The organism is uncultured Thiodictyon sp. (assembly GCA_903837595.1).
In the GTDB taxonomy this organism is placed as follows: Bacteria; Pseudomonadota; Gammaproteobacteria; order Chromatiales; family Chromatiaceae; genus Thiodictyon.
In genome coordinates this window covers 1-20270 of sequence record CAILVI010000574.1, presented here as the reverse complement: position 1 = coordinate 20270, position 20270 = coordinate 1, and the positions used below count along the sequence as shown (strand labels likewise).

The following is a 20270-nucleotide window of genomic DNA, read 5'->3' as shown; positions in this document are numbered from 1 at the left end:
GGACGACTTTACCTAGGCCCGTGTGCGTCGACGCTACCATGGTTGTGCGGCGCCGCCGGGAACATCAGTCGGCGCCGACGCCACCGCCCCCACCTCGATTTGAGGCCACCCTCTGTTGACTTCCTCCATGCCGGCGCGTGCCCTCCAGTCCGAACCCGTCCACATCCTTTGGATCAAGCCGTCCCATGATGACGACGACGGCTATGTCATCCAGTGGTGGCGCTCGTCCCTGCCGGCCAACAGCCTGGCCACGGTCGATGGCATCGCCGTGGATTGTGCGCAGCGCCGCGTGCTGGGTCCCGGGGTGCAGATCCGGGTGCGGGCGCTCGATGAGACCAATCGCCGGGTCGGTCCCACCCGTCTCATGCGGGAACTTAACGAGGAGTTGCTCGCCGATCTGATGGGGGCGGGCTTGCAGCCGCTCTGCAACGACCTCTTGGACCTGCCGGACATGACCGGCTCCCCCACGCCCATCCCGCCCGCCGATCAGATAGGCCTCACGCTGGGGCGGCGGGCGCGGGCCGACGCTGGGCGCGGCGGCCCCTACCAACCCAGCTTCTGCACCACCATCAACGTCCAGGGCCGCAAGTCGCGTCATCGCGACGGCGACGACGGGGAGCGCCCGGTGCGCGCCAACTGGGCCCAGGGCACCACCACGTGTGACGCAGTAGAGGCAACCAACCACGTTTTCCAGGATAATCCGTCCCACCTGGACACTCCCGAATCACGCCACCCCCGGCAACCGCCCCGTGAGCCCAGACCGCCCATCGCACGACTAAGCGCGAGGCCATATCCGGTCTTGGATCGTCCAATCTCCTATCCGTTTATTCTCACTATCCAATAATGAACGTCTTACTGGTATACCCGCTATTCCCCAAGAGCTTTTGGTCCTTTGAAAAAACATTGGCGATGTTGGATCGTAAGGCCATGTTACCGCCTCTGGGCTTGGTGACAGTCGCCGCGATCTTGCCCCAGGAATGGCACTATCAACTCGTCGATCGCAATGTACGCCAGGTGACGGACGCGCAGTGGGCATGGGCGGATTTGGTGATGTTGTCCGCGATGATCGTTCAAAAAGAGGATTTATTGGAGCAGATTCGGGAGGCGAAAAGTCACGGTAAGCTGGTGGCTGTCGGCGGGCCTTATCCAACAGCCCTGCCCAGTGAGGTCACGGATGTAGGAGCTGATTACCTGATTCTGGATGAAGGGGAAATCACTATACCCCTTTTTGTTGATGCGATTCGGCGCGGTGAAACGGCTGGTGTCTTTCGCTCTGGAGGTGAACGGCCTGATGTCAGCATGACGCCCATTGCTCGCTTTGACTTACTGGAGTTTGATGCTTATGCAGAAATGTCGGTACAATTTTCCCGTGGCTGCCCCTTCCAATGTGAGTTTTGCGATATTATTGTTCTCTATGGGCGCAAACCCCGCACCAAGCGGCCGGAGCAACTGCTGGCAGAGCTTGATTGTCTCTATAAATTAGGTTGGCGGCGCAGCGTTTTTGTGGTGGATGATAATTTTATCGGCAACAAGGCCAAGGTTAAATTGTTCCTAAAGGAACTTCAGCCTTGGATGGTTTCGCATCACTACCCCTTTTCTTTTGCGACGGAGGCCTCTGTTGATTTATCCCAAGATCAAGAACTGATGGATTTGATGGTAAAATGTAATTTTGGGTCGGTTTTTTTGGGCATTGAGACACCTGATGAGGAAAGTCTCGCCTTGACTCGGAAGCACCAAAATACCAAAGACCCCCTCAGTAATGCAGTACTGAAAATTACCCGCTCAGGGCTGCGCGTTATGGCGGGTTTTATTATTGGCTTTGACGGCGAAAAACCAGGGGCTGGTGCGCGAATTGTTCAGTTTATCGAACAAAATTCTATCCCTACGGCCTCATTTACTATGTTGCAAGCGCTGCCCAATACCGCGCTCTGGCATCGCTTGGAAAAGGAATCGCGCCTACGCGGAGAATCAGCGAACATCAACCAAACCACGTTGATGAATTTTGTACCCACGCGACCATTAGAAGAAATCGCGCAGGAATATGTGCAAGCGTTCTGGGATCTGTATGAACCGTCGCGGTACCTCGATCGCACGTACCGTCACTACCGCCTATTGGGTGAAGCCACTTATCCGAAAAAGGGCAAAGGCGGAAAAAAGAAAGTGGACCGGAAGGCACTGCGTGCATTGTTCATCATCTGCTGGCGCCAAGGTGTGGTACGTCAGACCCGCTGGAAATTTTGGCACTACCTATCGAAGATGGCTTGGCATAATCCCGGAGGTGTGAGTAGTTATTTGTCCGTGTGTGCCCAAATCGAGCATTTCGTGGACTATCGCGAGATTGTCCGCGACCAAATCGAGACCCAAGTCGCAGCGTTCTTGAAGGCAGAGGCAACGCCACCGGACCGCCGCGTCCCGGCGCAATCAATCTGACAATGATCAACGGGCGCGCGATGGCACGATCCAGCTTGGACCGCTCACCGCATAAGCGACGCCGTCCTCGGTGGGCCGCTCCTTTTCCAGCGGACGCTTCAGAGGGAACTGCTTGTGTTCCTGGGTATTAGTCGCCGTCGCGCTCCTGCTTACGCCTGATGGCGTCCTCCCGCGCGTCGTCGATTTCCCTCATGATGGACTCCAGGTCGGCCTCCTTGTGCTGGCCTTTGAAATGGCCAGTGAGCTTGACCTCGGGCGTCAACTTGCCGGCCTCGTAGATGTGCCAGATTTCTTTGCCATAGGTGGTGGTCAGCAGTTCAGGCGCAAATTGGCCAAAATAGGCGGCCAGATTGTTGACATCCCGCTCCAGCATCCGCGCGGCATTGTTGTTGGCCGCCGCATCGATCGCCTGGGGCAGATCGATAATCACCGGACCCTGCGCGTCGACCAGCACATTGAATTCGGAGAGGTCGCCGTGGACCAGCCCGCCGCAGAGCATCTTGACCACTTCCATGATCAGTCGGCCGTGATAATCCAGGGCCTGCTCGCTGGTCAAGTCAAGGTCGTTGAGGCGGGGCGCCGCCACGCCCTCGGCATCCGTGATCAACTCCATCAGCAGCACGCCTTCCAGGAAGTGATAGGGCTGTGGCACCCGCACGCCGGCCGCGGCCAGGCGATAGAGGGCATCGACCTCGGCGTTTTGCCACACCTCCTCCTGCTCCTTGCGTCCAAAGCGCGAGCCCTTCTCCATCGCCCGCGCCTGTCGACTGTTGCGTACGGTCCGGCCTTCGCGATACATGGCCTGGGTATGAAAGCCGCGTTTGTTCGCTTCCTTATAGACCTTGGCGCAGCGAATCGCGCCTTCCGAGGAGACCACATAAACCGCGGCCTCTTTTCCGCTTTTCAGCGGGCGTATCACTTCATCGATCAGACCATCGCGCAACAGCGGTTCGAGACTCTTTGGAACTTTCATAGTCACTCTTAAGTGAATTGCCGGCTTGGCGCAATAAGATCAGATGGGAGCAGGGCGGCGCAGCCAATGATTATGTCTGGGCGAGCACGCCGGGGGGTCGCGCCAGGTTCGCGAGCAAGAAATCAAGATCGACTTCGACAAAGACGTCCAGGTGGCGTGGAGACTCCATCGTCTGATTATGCCACCAACCCAGCAATCCATGCGATATTTATGTCTGGATTCCGCGTCGATCCTGGGGCAACGCCGCATCCGTCGCCCGCCAGGTCCGACCGCACATGATATGAATGCCAGGCAAACCCAGGACAAGACGCAGCAGACTGCGCCGTTGTGCGGCGCCGGCGGCGCACTCGGCCGCCGCGGAATATCGCCCCCCCGCCCCCACGTCTGCGAGCGGCCGGTCGTCCGGCGTTTTCCCTTACCTAGTATCAGGAGACGTGGTCGATGACCGAGTTGCCGGGCCACCTTGGGGCGACTGCCATGCGCCTGCACGCAGCGGGCGAATATCGTCTGCTGGAAGAGCTGGATCTGATCCAGGAATTGGTGCCGGTGCGCGGCCTGCGGGTCCTGGAACTGGGCTGTGGGGCGGCCTGGATGACGCGGCTGCTGGCGCAGCGACTGGGGGCGGCGGCGGTTACGGCCACCGAGGTGGACCGCATCCAGCACGAGAAAAACCTGGCGCTTGGCGAGCTGCCGGCCGTGACTTTCCACCTCGGTGGGGCCGCGGCCATCGCCGACCCCGACGCGACCTATGATTTGGTCTTCATGTTCAAATCGCTCCACCATGTCCCGCCGGACCTGATGGACCTGGCCTTGACCGAGATCCACCGGGTGCTCAAGCCCGGCGGCCTGCTCTATTGCTCGGAGCCGGTCTACCAGGGGCCGTTCAACGAGGTGATGCGTCTGATTGAGGATGAGCGAGTAGTGCGCGAAGCCGCCTTTACCGCCTTACAGCGGGCGGTCGGGCAGGGGCGCTTCGCCCTGGCGGCGGAGGTCTTCTTTGAGTCCGCGGCCACCTATCCTGACTGGCCGGGCTTCGAGGCGCGTTTCGTCGACGTGACCCACAGCGAGCGGCACCTGGATGACAACCAGCGCGCCGCCATCCGCGCCGCCTTTGAGCGTCACCTGACACCGGCCGGCGCGCGGTTTCTGAAGCCGCACCGGGTGGACCTGTTGCGGCGCTTGCCTTAGATTGCCTTGACTGCATCAGTCAATTCGGCCAAGGTATGGTTAGCGCCGATGCGTTCGCACTTGATGGTGGGGTAAGGACGAGGCCCCATGGCGACTGGAGCATGGTGCAGACGTCGAGCAAAGCCCGACGTCCATCGTGATCACCACCGCGGACGCCACCATCCAATCTGTCAATCCGCAATTCACCGAACAGTCCGCTTATACGGCTGCGGAGGCCATCGGGAAGAATCCCAGAATTCTGCAAGCTCGATATTTCCGAACGCAAGAAAGCCTACGAACGGATCGCCTGTATGGCGCACCACGATGTGCTGACCAATCTACCCAACCGCAGTCTGTTTGCGGATACCGTCGGACGGATCGGCGGGGACGAGTTCGTGGTGCTGCTGACAGATGTGCAGGACGATCAGGGCGCGATCGAGGTCGCCGAAGGGATTGGCGAGGCGCTGCGGCAGCCCCTGACCCTGGATGTGACGCGGCGGGACAGGATGGTTTAGTGCTACAGTTGGCAGGCGCGCGCAAGACGACGTGCACATAGCCCGCGCCTCCCAACCGGAACCATCCTTCGGGGCGACGGCCCGGAGCGGGGCGAACTGAGGTCGCAACGGTCGCCGCGCAAAACATTGTCGCAGACCTGGTGGTTAGGTCCCCAGACGGTTTGCGCCGGCGCGCCATGGCACTCCACCGCGTTCACTCATTTGTTGCATCATGCCAACCGTCGTCGATTTCTCCGACTGTGATCGCGAGCAGATCCAGTACGCCGGTGCCATTCAACCGCATGGCGCGCTGCTGGTACTGCAGGAGCCCGCGCTGCGTATTATCCAGGCCAGCGCCAACACCGGGGATTATCTGGGGCTCCCGCCTGAGGTCCTGCTCGGGCAAGGGATCGAGCGGCTGCTCGGCGATGAGGCGACCGCGGCGTTGCGCACACGGCTGGCGAGTCATGACCTGTCCGGTATGCTGCTGCACCTGATGTCGGTGCGCAGCAGCGCGCGCAACGAATGCTTCCATCTGTTCGGCAATCGTGCTGACGGCCTCTTACTGTTGGAGTTCGAACGACGGGATGAGCAGGCCCATACCGGGGCGCCCGACCTGTACCAGGAGGTCCACAACACGCTGCAACGGTTGCAGGCCGCCGCGTCGCTGCAAGCATTCCTGCAACTGGCCGTCGTAGAAATCCGCGCGCTCACCGGCTTCGACCGGGTCATGGCGTATCGCTTCGCTGCCGATGGCAGCGGTGAGGTCATCGCCGAGTCCGTCGCGGCGAACCTGGAGACCTATCTGGGGCTGCATTATCCCGCCGTCGACATCCCCGAACCCGCCCGGCGGTTGTTCGCGCTGAGCTGGCTGCGCCACTTGCCCGATGTCGATTATGTACCGATTCCCCTGCTGCCGGCGCTCACTGCGGAATCCGCCGGCCCCGTGGATCTCAGCTATTCGTTCCTGCGCAGCGTGTCGGTCACGTATAGCGGCTATCTCAAGAACATGGGGGTCAAGGCCACGCTGGTGACCACCCTGCTCAAGGACGGCCGGTTGTGGGGCCTGATCTCGTGCATGAACCACGCGGCACCGCGCTACCTGCCCTACGAGACCCGTATCGCGGTGGAGTGCCTCGCGCACATGCTCTCGCTCCAGATGGGCGCGAAGGAGACGCAAGAACACTACGCCTATCGGCTGAGGCTGGCGGCGGCCAGCGGGCAGCTGCTCGATACCTTGCTCAAGGCCGGGGCGGGGGAACATGCACTGCTCGACGCCGGCCCCGAGCTGATGAGCGCGCTGGATGCCGACGGCGCCGCCTGGTTGAGCGAGGACCGCCTCACCCTGTGGGGCCATACGCCCGCCGAGTCAGAGGTGCGGGCCTTGGTGCAGTGGCTCGCCACCCGGGACGACCTGCACTTCGTCAGCCATCAGTTGGCGCTCGATTATCCACCGGCGGAGCGCTTCCGCACGCTCGCCAGTGGAGTGCTCGCGGTGCGTCTGTCCCACGCTGCATCGGATGGTTTGATGTGGTTTCGTCGGGAGATTCTGCAATCGGTCGACTGGGCCGGTGACCCCAATATGCCCATGGAAACTGACGACCACGACGGTGAAGTCCGGCTCCTGCCACGCACCTCCTTTGCACTGTGGAAGGAGACGGCCTGCGGCCAGGCGCACCCGTGGCTGGACTGTGAAATCGAACACGCTGGCGAATTACGTCGGGGTATCCTGGAGTTCATCATGGGCCACACCGAGCAACTGCGGCGCAAGAACAGCGAACTGGTGCAGAGCAATCTGGAGCTCGATACGTTCGCCTATGCCGCCTCCCATGACCTGAAAGAACCCTTGCGCGGCATCCACAGCATCGTCCAATTCGTGCAGGACGACGATGGGGGCGATTGTCGGAAGAGGGCCGACAGCGCCTGGCAACTATCCTGCGTCTCACCCACCGGATGGATGATCTGATCGAGTCATTACTCCAGTATTCGCGGGTCGGCCGGATCGATCTGGACCTGCACGCGATCGATCTCAACGCGGTGCTGGCTTACGTGCTCGCAGACCCGCAGCCCCTACTGCAAATGAACGCTGTTGAAGTTCAGGTGCCGGAGGCGTTGCCGGTGCTTCGTTGTGATCGCATCCGGGTGGCAGAGATCCTGAGCAACCTGATCTCAAACGCAGTGAAATACAATGACAAGGCCGACAAGCAGGTGGTGATCGGTTGCGACACCACGCGTGATCCGCCGGTCATTTACGTCGGCGACAATGGCATCGGGATCGCCCCCAAGCATTTCGCGCGTATCTTCCAGATCTTCCGCAGATTACACGGCCGCGACGCCTACGGCGGCGGGGCCGGTGCCGGCCTGACCATCACCCGCAAGGCCATTGAAGGCATTCGTGCGCTATTGGTTCCAGGCGGTGGCGCTCCCAGTTGCGTGAGTAAAGAGCCCGGCGGCGACCCATCTACAACCGGAGGTCGAGGCTTTAGCCGGTGGCGGTTTCCGGCGTATCCAACAGAAATCACCGGCGCCTGCACGCCGGACCGGCTAAAGCCTCGACCTCCAGTGTAATAGTGATCCAATGTTAACAACACGCCCGACCGTACTGATCATCGACGACAGCCCCGAGGATACGGAGAGGGTCCGGCGTTGGTTGCGGGATGAATTTGATGTGATCACGGCCGAGCGGGGCGATCAGGGACTCGCCTTGGCTGCGACCCAAGAACCGGACGTTGTGCTGCTCGACTACCAATTGCCCGATATGACCGGGCTGGAATTCTTCGACGAGCGTGGCCCGGGACATGACGAGGACTATGCGGTCATCATCCTGACCGGCAATGCCGATGCCGCATTGGCGGTCGAGTGCATGAAGCAGGGCGCCCACGATTTTCTGACCAAGGGGCGCTTCGGTGCGGACGAACTACGCCGCGCGATGGCCAATAGCCTCGAAAAGCTCGGCATGCGCCGCCAGGTCCGGGCGCAGCAACGGCAGATCGCGCAATCTCTGGCCGAGGTCGAGGAACTGAATCGAACCCTGGAGAGCCGCGTGGCAGAGCGCACAGAGGCGCTGTCGGAGACCAACAGTGAGCTGCGGCGTGCCAAGGCGGCGCTCGGCGTGAGCGCGGCGACGGCCCGCGTCATCATCGATGCCTCGCCGGTGCCGCTCGCGATCGGCCACGGGACCCAGACGTTCGTTTATCTCAACCCCGCCTTCATCGCTACCTTCGGATATACCCTGGCGGATATTCCCACCCGGACGCACTGGGAGCGGTTGGCCTACCCCAATCCGGACTATGCCCAGGTGATGAAAACCGCCTTCGACGGCTATCTTTCCGGGGTCGGGAAGCAAGGCAAAGTGGGCATGACCGTGGAGGCCACTATCCGCTGCAAGGACGGGGCGACACGCATCGCGATGGTTCGCCCAACAACGCTCAGCGAGGCGCTGGGCGGGCAGCATCTCGTCACCCTCTATGATGTGACCGATCTGTTGCAGGCGCAGCGCCTGGCCGAACAGGCGACGCGGATGAAGTCTGAGTTCCTGGCCAATATGAGCCACGAGATCCGCACGCCGCTGAACGCGGTGCTAGGCTTCTGTTATCTACTGGAGCGGCGTTCGGGGGATGACGAGACTCGCAACCTGGTGCGCAAGATTCGCAATGCCGGAGACACTTTGCTGATCCTCATCAACGACATCCTCGACTTCTCCAAGATCGAGGCGGGGCACCTCGCGATCGAGTCTGAGTCTTTTAGTCTATCCGGATTGCTGGATGATCTGGCCGCGATCATGAGCGCGTCCGCCAGCGACAAGGACCTGGAGCTGATCATTTGCCCGCCTCCCGCCGACGTGCCCGATGCACTGATTGGGGATCAGGGGCGCCTGCGGCAAGTCCTGTTCAATCTGCTCGGCAATGCCATCAAGTTCACCGAGCAGGGTGAGGTCGAACTGCGCATCGCAGTGGAGTCCGCGCATGAACGGGGGGCACGGCTGCGTTTCACGGTGCGTGACACCGGTATCGGCATCTCCCCCGAGCACCAGGCGGAGGTCTTCTCCGCCTTCACACAGGCCGACACCAGCATCTGTCGCAGCTTCGGCGGCACTGGGTTGGGGCTGGCCATCACCCGACAATTGGTCGGTTTGATGGGTGGCGAACTGGGGGTCGAGAGTGCGGTCGGCCGGGGTAGCGAATTCTGGTTCCGACTCCCATTGCAATACGACGCCCAAGCGCGAGCCGTGCCGATGGGGTTGGCCCCGCTGCACCTGTTGGTGGTCGACGATAGCCCCACGGCCGGTGCCGCTCTGCTGAACACCGTGGCACGGCTCGGTTGGACCGCCGACCTGGTGGCCTCGGGCGCGGCCGCGCTCGCGCAGGCGCAGGCGTGCCTGGCGAGCCAACGCCTCTACGATGCGCTGCTGCTCGACTGGCAGATGCCCGAGATGGATGGGTTGACCACTGCCCAGGCGATACGGGGCGTGCTGCGGGATCGGATCGAACCATCACAGCGGCCGCTGATCGTCATCATGGTCACCGCCCACTCGCGCGATGAAATCCTGGTCCAGCCGGGCATGGGCGCGGTGGATACGGTGTTGAGCAAGCCGGTCACGCCATTGGCCTTGTATAACGCGATTACGGAGGCCGTTAAGCGACGCGAACCTGCACCGACAACTGGTCAACCAATTCCAATACAGGCCCAGTCGCGGCGGCTGCCCGGTGTGCGCGTCCTGGTCGTGGATGACAGCGACATCAATCGGGAGCTGGCGCAGGGCATCCTGGAGCTCGAGGGCGCGGTGGTGGTATTGGCCAGTGACGGCCAGGAGGCGGTGGACTGGTTGCGGGCCCACCCGCAGGCGGTGGACATTGTGCTGATGGATGTGCAGATGCCGCGCCTGGATGGCTATGCGGCGACGCGGCTGATTCGCGAGAATGCACGCTGGACAGACCTGCCGATCTTGGCACTCACCGCCGGTGCCTTCCAGACCTTGCGCGATGCCGCCCGGGACTGCGGCATGAACGACTTCATCGCCAAACCGTTCGACATCGATCAGATGATTGCACGCATTCAGCACTGGACCGGCTGCCGGCCCGCGCCGGCGGTGCCAGCGGAGTCGCCCCGCGGGCCCGGCCCCGCGGAGCGGCTCCCGACCTTGCCGGGCATCGACCTGACCGCGGGTCTCAAACAATGGCGCACGCTTGCGACCTACCGGACCTATCTGAAAAAGTTCGTTGCCGACTATGCCGGCGCTGGCTTGAGTATCACCGCTGCGGTGCGGCAAGGCGATGGCTCGGCCGCCGCGGCACTGGCCCATAAACTGATCGGTGTGGCTGGTAGCTTAGCGATCCCCGGGGTCGCTGGGGTGGCCCGGCAACTGGATACCGGGCTGAAGGCGGGCGAGCCGAGCGACGCCTTGGCCGCGCAACTGCAGGCCGCCATTGACGAGGTCTGTGCCGGCATCAACGGTTGGACCAGGACGGCGGGGGCGACGCGCAGCGTGTTGGCCGCGCCCAATGCCGATCGAAGCGCTCTTGATGCGCTGTTGAACAAATTACTTGGCGCGCTCGACGAGAATGATATCGACCGCGCAGAGTGCGTGCTGGCGCAATTGCAGGGTCTGGTAGAAGAGGCTCGACTAGCCGCGATCCACGCACACTTGACCGACTTCGATTTTCGCGCGGCCGAGTCATTGACTCAAGCGCTGCTGTCTGACCGGATCGGTGAGATCAATGAGTAATTCCATGCTACCCGGCCCCATTCTCGTCGTCGACGACGAGCCTATCAATCTGGCCATCTTACGCCAGATCCTGGCGCCCGAGTACCGGCTGATGTTTGCCCGCGGCGGGGCCGAGGCCCTGAACCTGGCCATCCGGCATCACCCCGCGCTAATCCTGCTCGACATTCAGATGCCTGACCTGGACGGCTATGCGGTGTGTCGGGCCTTGAAGGCCGATCCGCAGACCGAGGCCATTCCGGTCATTTTCGTCACCTCGCTGTCGGAGGTGGACAATGAGGAAATCGGCTTCGCGGCCGGCTGTGTCGACTATCTGGCGAAGCCGGTGTCCGCGGCAATCGTGCGGGCGCGGGTACGTAATCACCTTTCACTGGTACAGGCCAAGGCCTTGGAGACGAGCTGGCGGGACGCCGTGGTCATGCTGGGCAAGGCCGGACACTATAACGATGCCGATACCGGCACCCATATCTGGAGGATGGCGGCCTTTGCCCGCCAACTGGCCGAGCAGCTCGGTTGGTCGAAGGCGCGTTGTGATCTGCTCGAATTGGCGGCATCAATGCACGATACCGGCAAGATCGGTATCCCCGGCGCGATTTTACGCAAACCTGGTGCCTTGGATGCCCAGCAGTGGGCCGTCATTATGCAGCACAGTGCGACTGGTTTTGAGATTCTATCTGGTAGCGCCGCCCCCTTATTTCAGCTGGCGGCCGAAATCGCACTCTATCATCACGAAAAATGGGACGGCAGCGGCTACCCCCAGGGGCGACGCGGTGACGCTATTCCTGAATCGGCACGGATCGTCGCCGTGGCCGATGTGTTTGACGCGCTAACCATGACTCGGCCCTACAAGGAGGCCTGGCCGTTGGAGCGGGTCATCACTACGCTAAGTGCGGGCGCCGGTACCCATTTTGATCCCTCCGTGATCGCCGCTTTCCAGGCCTGTCTGCCGCAACTCCTCAACATTAAAGCCGATTGGAACCGGCATGACTCACCGGAGAAAGGGGCAGCGCGCATTGCAATAGCGCAACAGCTCATGCCGCCAGGCCCCATTCTCATTGTCGACGATGATCGCCTCACGCGGGCCGTGCTCGGCCATATTCTGGAGCGCGACTATCGCCTGTTGTTTGCCAGCAGCGGCGCTGAGGCCCTCGCGCTGGCGAGCAGCGATCACCCCGCGCTCATTCTGCTCGACATTCAGCTCCCCGACCTGGACGGCTATGCGGTGTGTCAGGCCCTGAAGGCCAATCCGCAGACGGAGACAATTGCGGTGGTTTTTGTCACCGCGCTGTCTGATCTCGGTCATGAGGAGCGCGGTTTCGCGGTCGGCGGCGTCGATTACCTGGTGAAGCCAGTGTCGGCCGGCATCGTGCGGGCGCGGGTGCGTACGCACCTGTCGCTGGTGCATACCGGGGAGCTGGAGCAGAGCCGCCGCGACGCGATCGACATGATTGCCAAGGCGGCCCATTACCACGCCCCCGATACCAGCACACAGCTCTGGTGCATGGCGGGCGTTGCGCGGCAGTTGGCTGCCGCGGTGGGTTGGTCGCCGGCGCGTTGTGAGCTGCTGGAACTGGCCGCGCCGCTGTATGATACCGGTATGATCGGCATTCCCGACGTGATGCGGCGCAAACCCGCGGAATTGGCGTCGGACGAGCTGACCGCCATGAAGACGCACACCTGGATCGGTTTTGAGATTCTGTCCGGCAGCGACGCACCGCTGTTTGCATTGGCCGCAGAGATTGCGCTCTATCATCATGAAAACTGGGATGGCAGCGGGTACCTGAAGGGGCTGGCGGGTGAGGCCATTCCGGAATCGGCGCGCATCGTCGCGGCTGCCGATGCCTTCGCTGCGCTCACCGTGCAGCGGCCCGACCAGGATGCCTGGCCCGGGGAGCGGGCGCTCGCGACCCTGCGTGCGAGTGCCGGCACGCTGTTCGATCCGACCTTGGTCGCGGCTTTGGAGACCTGTCTGCCGCGCATCCGTGAACTCATGGCCGCCTGGGATCAGCCCGAAGGGCCGGTGTGGCAATCATCCTAGATTCGGCAATGGCTCACGGCAAGGCGCCAAGCATGGCCAAGTCATCCGAGTTATCGAGCATGTCATACACGAAGCTCCGGTCGATCTTGACCTGCGCGACCGGCGGACGTTTAAGGTAGGTCAGCGACGCATAGCCCACGCCGAAATCGTCCAGCGCACAGGGCACTCCAAGGCTGCGGCAGGCCTCAATGACCCGGGACGCGTGGGCCACATCAGCCAGACCGACCCGGGCGTGATCGAAACCGATGGCCGGGTCGCCGCGATGGTCCAGCCCGAGCGCTTCGAGACCTATGTGACGGCCCTGCGTCTGTGGTATTCAATCTCGGTCTACTGCCCGTGCCCCGACCACGTCGTGGCCATCTTCGACGTCATTACCGAGCGCAAGCAGGCCGAGTTCGCGCTACGCGGGAGCGAGCGGCTCACGCGCGCGGTCCTCGACTCTGTCTCGTCCCACATCGCTGTCGTCGACCACACCGGAATCATCGTCATCACCGACCTGGAGGCCCGCGTCGAATACGTCAACGAGGCCTTTGTGCGTACCAGCGGGTATGCCGGCGCGGAGGTCGTAGGCCATAACCCGCGCATCCTGCACTCGGGCAAAACGCCGCGGTGTGCCAAACGCCAAGGACGCTGCGTCGCCGTCGCGCGCCGGGTGGCGGATGGGCGACACTCTGCGCTAAACTCGTGGCTGATCTAGCCGTTGTACAGGACTCAAACGACATGGATACTGCGCCCTGCACCGACGTCGGCGTGCCTACCGCGCGCGCGCCGGGCATCTGATGCGCGCCGTGCCGCGTGCACGTCTGCCTGAGCTTCTGGTCCTGACGCTGGGCCTGCTGATCAGTCTGGCGCTCGCCTGGGCGGTCTGGCAGTGGGAGACCGAGGAGCGCGCCGAGCGGTTGCGCGACGATGTGGCGGTCTATACCCAGGCGATTGCGCAGCAACTCCAGTCGCTCGTGATGGCGGTCCAGGCCGTGGCCCAGCTCTACGGTGCCTCGGAGGTGGTGCGGGCCGACGAGTTTGAGTTGTTTACGCGTCCCTTTCTCGAGCGCAACCCGGCGATCCGCGCACTTGAATGGCTACCCCTGGTATTGGCGGCGCAGCGCGCCGACTTCGAGGCACAGGCGCGGGCGCAAGGGTTGGCCGATTTTGCCATTCGCGAGCAGTCCGGGACGGACCTGCTCCCGGCGGGCGCGCGCCCGGCCTATTTCCCCGTGTGGCGGGTGGAACCCCTCACCGGTAATGCCCGTGCGCTGGGTTTCGATGCCGGCTCCGAGCGGCACCGTCGCGCGGCCCTGGAAGGCGCGCGTGACAGGGGGCAGGCGGTTGCCACGATCCCCGTGAGTCTGGTCCAGGAGACCGCCAACCAACGGGCCATTGTGATCTTCGTACCCTGCGCCCAGGGCGCGACCCCGCAGGAGCGGCGCCAACGCCTTCAGGGCTATGCGGCGGGTATCACCCGTCTGGGGGACTTGGTCAACGGGGTGGTCGCCGCGCTTCCGCCGCGGGGGCTCGATCTGGTGTTGGCGGATGCGGGTCTGCCGGGGGCGGCGGGCCTGCTCCATGTCCACTCCTCCCGCAGCCGTGGTCCTGGGACGGCACCGGACGCGGCGGCATTGGGCTATGACACTGCGGGCTACGAGACGCGGCTGGCGGTGGCGGATCGGACCCTGGTGCTGCGCGCGTTCCCGGTGGGGGCGGCCTATCGCCCATCCTACGCCTGGTCCCTGGCGCTGGGGGGGGCGGGTGGCGTCACCAGCCTGGCTCTGTCCGCGCTGCTGTGGTCCAGACGGCGCGCGGCGACCCGCCTGCGCGAGCGTGAGGAGCTGTTCGGCCTGTTCATGGATCACAGCCCCACGGTGGCCTGGATCAAGGACGCGCAGGGCCGTTGGGTCTATGCCAGCAAGACCTTTGAGCGGTGCTTTGGGGTCAGCCTCCAAGACCTGCGGGTCAAGACTGACCACGCGGTCTGGCCGCCGGAACTGGCCGCACGCTTTGCCGCTGACGACCAGCGGGTGCTTGCCGCCGACCACCCCCTGGAGATCGACGAGTCTGCCCCGAGCGCGGACGGTCAGGTGCGCCATTGGCAGACCATCAAGTTCCCCTTCCGTGGCGCGGATGGGCGCCGTTTTGTGGCCGGTATCGGCATCGATGTCACCGAGCACAAACAAGCGCAGCTGCAATTGGAGGCAGCCCTGTGCGAGGCGCAACTGGCCCGCGTGGATGCCCTGACCGGCATTGCCAATCGCGCCGGTTTCGAGGACCGCTTGGCGCAGGCGTTCGCCCAGGCCCGGCGTCATGGCCGGCGCTTTGCCCTCATCTCGCTGGACCTGGACGGCTTCAAGGCGATCAATGACACCCACGGTCATCAGGTCGGCGACCGCGTGCTGACGGACATTGCGAGCACCCTGAGCCAGCACTGTCGGCTCGAGGATGTGGCCGGTCGCTGCGGCGGCGACGAGTTCGCGCTGGTGTTGTCCGAACTGGCCGATCCCGTGATCGCGCTGGCGGTCGCTGAGCGGGTCCGCGATGCCATCGCCAACCTGGACTGGAACGGCGGTGCGGTCAGTGCCAGTCTGGGCATCGCCCTTTATCCGGATCACGCCGAGGAGATCCCGGAACTGATTCGCCTGGCCGATCTGGCCATGTATGCCTCGAAGGCCGCCGGCAAGAACCGCGTGACCCTGGCCTCGCCCCGCGCCCCGGAGGCGGCGGTGTCGGACGCGCCCGGGTCCGCTGCCTGAGGTGCCGAGCGCGTTCGTGCCTGGAAAACTGATAGACAGGAATGGCGCGCCCCCCCATCATTACGTAATCGGTCGCGCGACGACTCGGTCCTGTTGGCCGGCAATGGCACCGCGGCCTTGAGCCAATTGGAAATGAATAGCGAATTACCTGACTTTGATCGACCAATCGAGCGTGCGCAGACCTCCTCACTCAAATGGGATGGCCGCGCCGGTCAGTTCGGTGATGGGACTGTCTTGCCCCTGTGGGTCGCGGATATGGACTTTGCCGCGCCCGCGGCAGTGGCGCGCGCACTCGCGCAGCGCGCGGCGCACCCCGTCTATGGTTATACGCTCTTCCCGGATGCGCTCGTTGAGGCCATGGCCGACTGGCTGCGCGAGCGGCACGGCTGGGCCATCGAGCGCGATTGGGTCATCATGGCGCCGGGGGTGGTGCCCTCGCTGGCCGCCACTGTGCTCGCACTGACCCAGCCGGGGGAGGGCGTCATCGTCCAGCCGCCAGTCTATGCGCCGTTTTTCTCGGTGGTACGGGCCAACGGCCGGCGGGTGGTGGAGAACCCGCTGCGGGTCGGCCCGGACGGTTATACCTTTGACCTCGAACACTTGGAACGCTGCGCCGCCGAGGGCGCGCGCCTGCTGCTGTTGTGCTCACCGCATAATCCCGTGGGCCGGGTGTGGACCGCGGCTGAACTCGATGGGCTCCTGGAGATTGCCTGGCGGTATCGCCTGGTGATCCTGTCCGATGAGATCCATCACGATCTCTGTCTCCCGGGCGCGCTCCACCGGCCCCTGGCCTGTCTCGCCGATGACCCCGCCACCGTCATCACCGCGCTGGCCCCGAGCAAGACCTTCAACATCCCCGGGCTCGGGCTCTCCGCGCTCATCTGCCCGGACCCGGATCAACGCCGGGCGCTGCGCCGGGTCTTCGATACCTTCCATGTGAGCGCCAGCAATCCATTCAGCGTCGCCGGCTTTACCGCGGCCTACCGTTCGGGTGGCCCTTGGCTCGATGCACTGCTGCCGTACCTGGGGGGGAACCGTGATCTGGCGCTCGGGATGATCGCCACCGGCATGCCGGGCATCAAGGCCGTGCGCCCGGAGGGGACCTATCTCATGTGGCTCGACTGCCGGGATCTGGGGCTTGACGACGCCGCATTGCGCACCTTCTTCATCGAACGTGCCGGCCTGGGCCTCAGCCCCGGGACCATCTTCGGCACCGGCGGGGGCGGGCACATGCGGCTCAACCTGGGCGCGCCGCGGGCGGTGATCGAACGGGCGTTGGGGCAACTGGCGGCGGCACTGGCGTCAGGGCCGGCGTGACTCCGCCGGCAACCTGATGATGCTGGAATGGCAACCACCCTCATCAGTTGGCTCGGCCGCACGGACCTGCGTGCAGTCACCGAAGCCGACCAGGTCGGCCTAGGCCCCGTCGCCCAAGCCCTGCAAACCAACCGCTTCGCCTGGCTGGAGCTCCTCTGCGACTACACCCCGGAAGACGCCGCCCCCTATCTCGCCTGGCTCCAGACCCAAGCCCCAACCCCAGTCATCCCCCATTACGTCACCCTGGAAAGCCCCACCGACTTCGGCGCCATCTACCGCCACGCCCGCGCGGTCGTCGCGGAGACCCGCGCCGCCCAGCCGCCGGGCGACGGACTCGCCTTCCATCTGAGCCCCGGCACCCCCGCCATGGCCGCCGTCTGGATCATCCTCGCCAAGACCCGCTTCCCCGCCGAGTTGATCGAGTCCTCTATCCGGCACGGCGTGCGCACCGCCTCGGTCCCGTTTGATATCTCGGCCGACTTCCTCCCCGACCTGCTGGAGCGCCCCGACCGCACCCTGGAGCGGCTCACCGCAGGACTCCCGCCCGCCGCCCCCGAATTCGAGGCCATCTGTCACCGCAGCCCCGCCATGGCGCGCGCCATCGCCCGCGCCCGTCGCGCCGCCCCGCGCTCCATCCCCATCCTGATCGAGGGCGAGTCCGGCACCGGCAAGGAACTGCTCGCCCGCGCCATCCACCAGGCCAGCCCCCGGCGCGCGCGCCCCTTCGTCACCGTCAACTGCGGCGCCATCGCCCCGGACCTCATCGAGTCCGAACTGTTCGGCCACGAGAAGGGCGCCTTCACCGGCGCCGCCGGGCAGCGCCAGGGCTATTTCGAATCCGCCCATACCGGCACCCTGTTCCTGGACGAACTCGGCGAACTGCCCAAACCCGCCCAGGTCAAGCTCCTGCGCGCACTCCAGGAAGGCGAGGTCACCCGCGTCGGCGCCACCGCCCCCATCCCGGTCGACGTGCGCATCCTCGCCGCCACCAACCGCACCCTGGTCGATGAGGTCGCCGCCGGCCGCTTCCGCGAGGACCTCTTCTACCGACTCGCCGTCGCAGTCATCCAACTGCCGCCGTTGCGCGAACGCGAGGGCGACGCCGGCCTGCTGCTCGACCGGTTGCTGGAGCAGGTCAACCGCGAGAGCGAGATCGAGCCGGGCTACATCCCCAAGATCCTTTCCGTTACCGCAAGAAAACTTCTGCTCGAACACCCCTGGCCCGGCAATGTCCGCGAGATGCAGAACACCCTGCGCCGCGCCGCCGTCTGGACCCCAGGCCCGACCATGGACCTGGAAGACGCCCGCGACGCCCTGCTGCCGAGCCCGACGCGGGACCTGGCCGGCGACTCGACCCTGACCCAGGATATCGCCCAAGGGATTGATCTCAATGCCACCATCGACCAAGTCGCCCGGTACTACCTGGAACAGGCGATGCGCCTCACCGGCGGCAACAAGTCCCGCGCCGCCCGGCTGCTGGGCTTCGGCAATCCCACGACCTTGACCAACTGGCTGAAGAAACACGGGGTCGAGCCTTGATGGCACGGCAACTGCCTAATACAGGTCAAGGTAGGTCGGGTTAGGCGCGCTGGCTCCGCTTCCAAGGTTTTGCCGCGACGCTGCGGCGCGCCGTAACCCGACAGGAACCTTAGAAGTCGGGTTACGCTACGCTACGCTAACCCGACCTACAATCTGGCATCGATCCGGCGAAGCCAATCGACAACATGCAAACCCGTGCCCTCCGGCCCGATGCATCCGTTACAACACGTCCAAGGTAAGAGCCCGATGAACGCGATCACCTACACCGCCGCCCGCGCCGACCTGGCCAGAGCCATGGACCGGGTATGCGACGACCATGAGCCGGTCATCATCACCCGCGAGTCCGAGCAGGCGGTCGTGATGCTCTCTTTGGACGACTACAACGCACTGGCCGAAACTGCCCACCTGCTGCGCAGCCCCAACAACGCCAGACGGCTGCTGGATTCCATCGCCGAGGTGGAGCAGGGCGGCGGCACCGAGCGGGCACTCCGTCATTCCGGCAGGATGCCGGAATCCAGTGCCATGGACGGTAAGCCGGGGTCGCAGCGACCTCTCTGACACACTCCCGATAGCGCGGCCGGCATTACAGACACCCAAGGAACGCACAGGACAACCCGATGATCATCAAGGCACTCACCCTCGAAAACTTCAAAGGCATCCGCGAGCCGGTGCGGATTGAGTTCGCGCCGCTGACGCTGCTGTTCGGACCCAACAATGCCGGCAAGAGCACCATCGTGCAGGCGCTCATGTATGCCAGGGAGGTATTGGAAAGGAATAACTGCGACGCTAGGCGCACCGAGCTAGGCGGCGAGACCGTCGACCTTGGCGGGTTCGAGAATCTGGTCCACCGGCACGATACAACGCGCAGCATTCGCATGCGATTCGAGCTCGGGATCGATCTTGCCGATCTTGCCGCCAGTCAAGAGTCGCCTGACGAAGACGATGGATTCGCGGACGAAGACGATGAGCGCCATGACACGAGGATGAGCGAGATCGTCAATCTCGATGCGCTCTCAGCATTGAGCGACGATTCCGCCGATCTTTGGGTCGAGTTGGAAATTGGTTGGTTGGAAGCCCGCTCGCGGCGCTCATCAAGTGGCCCGGGTGTGCTGCGCTATTGCGTAGGACGTGGACCTTCAAAATATGTCGAGATTACCGTTGACGACGTTGAGGAGTGTGCCCGACTTTCGTTTCTCGATAGCAAACTATTTCCGGTACTGGCAGCGCACTACTTCCAAGGCGAGAAAAGCGACTTCGACTGGGATCTTGAGCGCGACGCCCGACGCTGGCTGCGCCTCGAACTCCTAGGTCAAGGTAACTCTCGACGCGGCTTGCGCCGCGGGGCAACTGTCGCTGCACCGGACGAAGTGGTTCGCCCCGGGACCAACAAAATGGCGCGCGTCGATTTCGATAATGTGGTGTCGGAAATTGTACGCGGAGAGGGTCTTTGGGGAGACGATACGGTCGACCCGGAGACGCGCAAGCAAAATCGCCGTTACATGCGCAGACAAGAGCTGCTGGATCATGCCGAGATCGCTCGCCGGGTGCGTTCGGATTGCCCCGAATTTTGGGAGCGCAGAAAGGAAGGATTCATCGGATATGGTGATCGGGGAGAGTCCGACCGCGAGGCCGTCGCCAAGCGCCGCTCCGGTCTGGCCATCTCTCCAGAGGTAGTCACCCTTGATTTTGGGGAAGGGCCGGTAGCACTCATTAATCAACGGACAGGAGAGGTTAAGGATATTAGTATCGTCTCCGAGGACTTGAAGCTCCTCAATGGATCGACGTACTTATCTGAATATACGCTAACAGATATAGAGCAGTATGACGGGGACGGGGTCCTGCGCAT

14 protein-coding genes and 3 pseudogenes are annotated in these 20270 nt (G+C 63.5%); 15 read left to right on the top strand and 2 right to left on the bottom strand.

Features of this window, described 5'->3' with window-relative positions; all coding sequences use genetic code 11:
• Nucleotides 1-127: 127 nt before the first annotated feature.
• Together QZY44_RS35325 and QZY44_RS35320 are read left to right on the top strand one after the other, a co-directional pair.
• On the top strand, nt 128-844 hold the full coding sequence (locus QZY44_RS35325; RefSeq protein WP_295459095.1) for a hypothetical protein: 717 nt from the start codon (nt 128-130) through the stop codon (nt 842-844).
• Nucleotides 844-2430, top strand: coding sequence for a B12-binding domain-containing radical SAM protein (locus QZY44_RS35320; protein ID WP_295459093.1), 1587 nt, complete (start codon nt 844-846; stop codon nt 2428-2430). Before QZY44_RS35325 ends, QZY44_RS35320 begins: the two co-directional genes overlap by 1 nt.
• Before the next feature lie 127 nt (nt 2431-2557).
• Here the strand turns inward: QZY44_RS35320 and QZY44_RS35315 are convergent, their stop codons facing one another.
• A complete protein-coding gene (locus QZY44_RS35315) occupies nt 2558-3403 on the bottom strand; it encodes a PA4780 family RIO1-like protein kinase (protein WP_295459091.1) in 846 nt (281 codons plus the stop codon).
• Nucleotides 3404-3844: 441 nt separating this feature from the next.
• On the opposite strand from QZY44_RS35315, the gene QZY44_RS35310 reads away from it, so the two are divergent.
• The 7 genes and pseudogenes from QZY44_RS35310 to QZY44_RS36120 all read left to right on the top strand — a co-directional run bounded on the left by QZY44_RS35310 (nt 3845) and on the right by QZY44_RS36120 (nt 12824).
• Nucleotides 3845-4591: a class I SAM-dependent methyltransferase gene (locus tag QZY44_RS35310; RefSeq protein WP_295459088.1), complete on the top strand. Its 747-nt coding sequence runs from the start codon at nt 3845-3847 to the stop codon at nt 4589-4591.
• Between the two features lie 136 nt (nt 4592-4727).
• A pseudogene (locus tag QZY44_RS36125) lies at nt 4728-4826 on the top strand (hypothetical protein); the annotation flags it as partial.
• Nucleotides 4827-4881: 55 nt separating this feature from the next.
• Complete coding sequence (locus QZY44_RS35305) at nt 4882-5085, top strand: diguanylate cyclase (RefSeq protein ID WP_295459085.1); 204 nt, start codon at nt 4882-4884, stop codon at nt 5083-5085.
• A gap of 211 nt (nt 5086-5296) precedes the next feature.
• On the top strand, nt 5297-7030 hold the full coding sequence (locus QZY44_RS35300) for a GAF domain-containing protein (RefSeq protein ID WP_295459082.1): 1734 nt from the start codon (nt 5297-5299) through the stop codon (nt 7028-7030).
• A complete protein-coding gene (locus QZY44_RS35295; protein WP_295459079.1) occupies nt 7018-7632 on the top strand; it encodes an ATP-binding protein in 615 nt (204 codons plus the stop codon). Before QZY44_RS35300 ends, QZY44_RS35295 begins: the two co-directional genes overlap by 13 nt.
• A gap of 10 nt (nt 7633-7642) precedes the next feature.
• Nucleotides 7643-10789, top strand: a complete 3147-nt coding sequence (locus tag QZY44_RS35290) for a response regulator (protein WP_295459075.1) — start codon at nt 7643-7645, stop codon at nt 10787-10789.
• Nucleotides 10782-12824, top strand: a complete 2043-nt coding sequence (locus tag QZY44_RS36120) for an HD domain-containing phosphohydrolase (protein ID WP_365305951.1) — start codon at nt 10782-10784, stop codon at nt 12822-12824. Before QZY44_RS35290 ends, QZY44_RS36120 begins: the two co-directional genes overlap by 8 nt.
• Before the next feature lie 28 nt (nt 12825-12852).
• Here the strand turns inward: QZY44_RS36120 and QZY44_RS35275 are convergent.
• Nucleotides 12853-13044 (bottom strand): annotated as a pseudogene (locus QZY44_RS35275) (EAL domain-containing protein); the annotation flags it as partial.
• A 42-nt stretch (nt 13045-13086) separates the two neighbouring features.
• Between QZY44_RS35275 and QZY44_RS35270 the strand changes: the two are divergent.
• The 6 genes and pseudogenes from QZY44_RS35270 to QZY44_RS35245 all read left to right on the top strand — a co-directional run.
• The gene (locus QZY44_RS35270) at nt 13087-13521 is read left to right on the top strand and encodes a PAS domain S-box protein (RefSeq protein WP_295459097.1); all 435 of its coding nucleotides are present in this window, start codon (nt 13087-13089) and stop codon (nt 13519-13521) included.
• A gap of 91 nt (nt 13522-13612) precedes the next feature.
• Complete coding sequence (locus QZY44_RS35265) at nt 13613-15568, top strand: CHASE domain-containing protein (RefSeq protein WP_295459072.1); 1956 nt, start codon at nt 13613-13615, stop codon at nt 15566-15568.
• 132 nt (nt 15569-15700) lie between these two features.
• The gene (locus QZY44_RS35260; RefSeq protein WP_295459069.1) at nt 15701-16885 is read left to right on the top strand and encodes a PatB family C-S lyase; all 1185 of its coding nucleotides are present in this window, start codon (nt 15701-15703) and stop codon (nt 16883-16885) included.
• Between the two features lie 27 nt (nt 16886-16912).
• Nucleotides 16913-18424, top strand: a complete 1512-nt coding sequence (locus QZY44_RS35255; RefSeq protein WP_295459067.1) for a sigma-54 dependent transcriptional regulator — start codon at nt 16913-16915, stop codon at nt 18422-18424.
• A 246-nt stretch (nt 18425-18670) separates the two neighbouring features.
• Nucleotides 18671-18913 (top strand): annotated as a pseudogene (locus QZY44_RS35250) (type II toxin-antitoxin system prevent-host-death family antitoxin); the annotation flags it as partial.
• 128 nt (nt 18914-19041) lie between these two features.
• Nucleotides 19042-20270: AAA family ATPase (locus tag QZY44_RS35245; protein ID WP_295459065.1), on the top strand; the 1229-nt coding region annotated here is incomplete at its 3' end.

Excerpts from the sequence above, each read along its gene's own strand:
- QZY44_RS35295 (WP_295459079.1), top strand. The coding sequence starts at position 7,018 with ATGGATGATCTGATCGAGTCATTACTCCAGTATTCGCGGGTCGGCCGG.
- QZY44_RS35270 (WP_295459097.1), top strand. The coding sequence starts at position 13,087 with ATGGTCCAGCCCGAGCGCTTCGAGACCTATGTGACGGCCCTGCGTCTG.
- QZY44_RS35290 (WP_295459075.1), top strand. The coding sequence starts at position 7,643 with ATGTTAACAACACGCCCGACCGTACTGATCATCGACGACAGCCCCGAG.
- QZY44_RS35260 (WP_295459069.1), top strand. The coding sequence starts at position 15,701 with ATGAATAGCGAATTACCTGACTTTGATCGACCAATCGAGCGTGCGCAG.
- QZY44_RS35305 (WP_295459085.1), top strand. The coding sequence starts at position 4,882 with ATGGCGCACCACGATGTGCTGACCAATCTACCCAACCGCAGTCTGTTT.
- QZY44_RS35300 (WP_295459082.1), top strand. The coding sequence starts at position 5,297 with ATGCCAACCGTCGTCGATTTCTCCGACTGTGATCGCGAGCAGATCCAG.
- QZY44_RS36120 (WP_365305951.1), top strand. The coding sequence starts at position 10,782 with ATGAGTAATTCCATGCTACCCGGCCCCATTCTCGTCGTCGACGACGAG.
- QZY44_RS35325 (WP_295459095.1), top strand. The coding sequence starts at position 128 with ATGCCGGCGCGTGCCCTCCAGTCCGAACCCGTCCACATCCTTTGGATC.
- QZY44_RS35315 (WP_295459091.1), bottom strand. The coding sequence starts at position 3,403 with ATGAAAGTTCCAAAGAGTCTCGAACCGCTGTTGCGCGATGGTCTGATC.
- QZY44_RS35310 (WP_295459088.1), top strand. The coding sequence starts at position 3,845 with ATGACCGAGTTGCCGGGCCACCTTGGGGCGACTGCCATGCGCCTGCAC.
- QZY44_RS35255 (WP_295459067.1), top strand. The coding sequence starts at position 16,913 with ATGGCAACCACCCTCATCAGTTGGCTCGGCCGCACGGACCTGCGTGCA.
- QZY44_RS35320 (WP_295459093.1), top strand. The coding sequence starts at position 844 with ATGAACGTCTTACTGGTATACCCGCTATTCCCCAAGAGCTTTTGGTCC.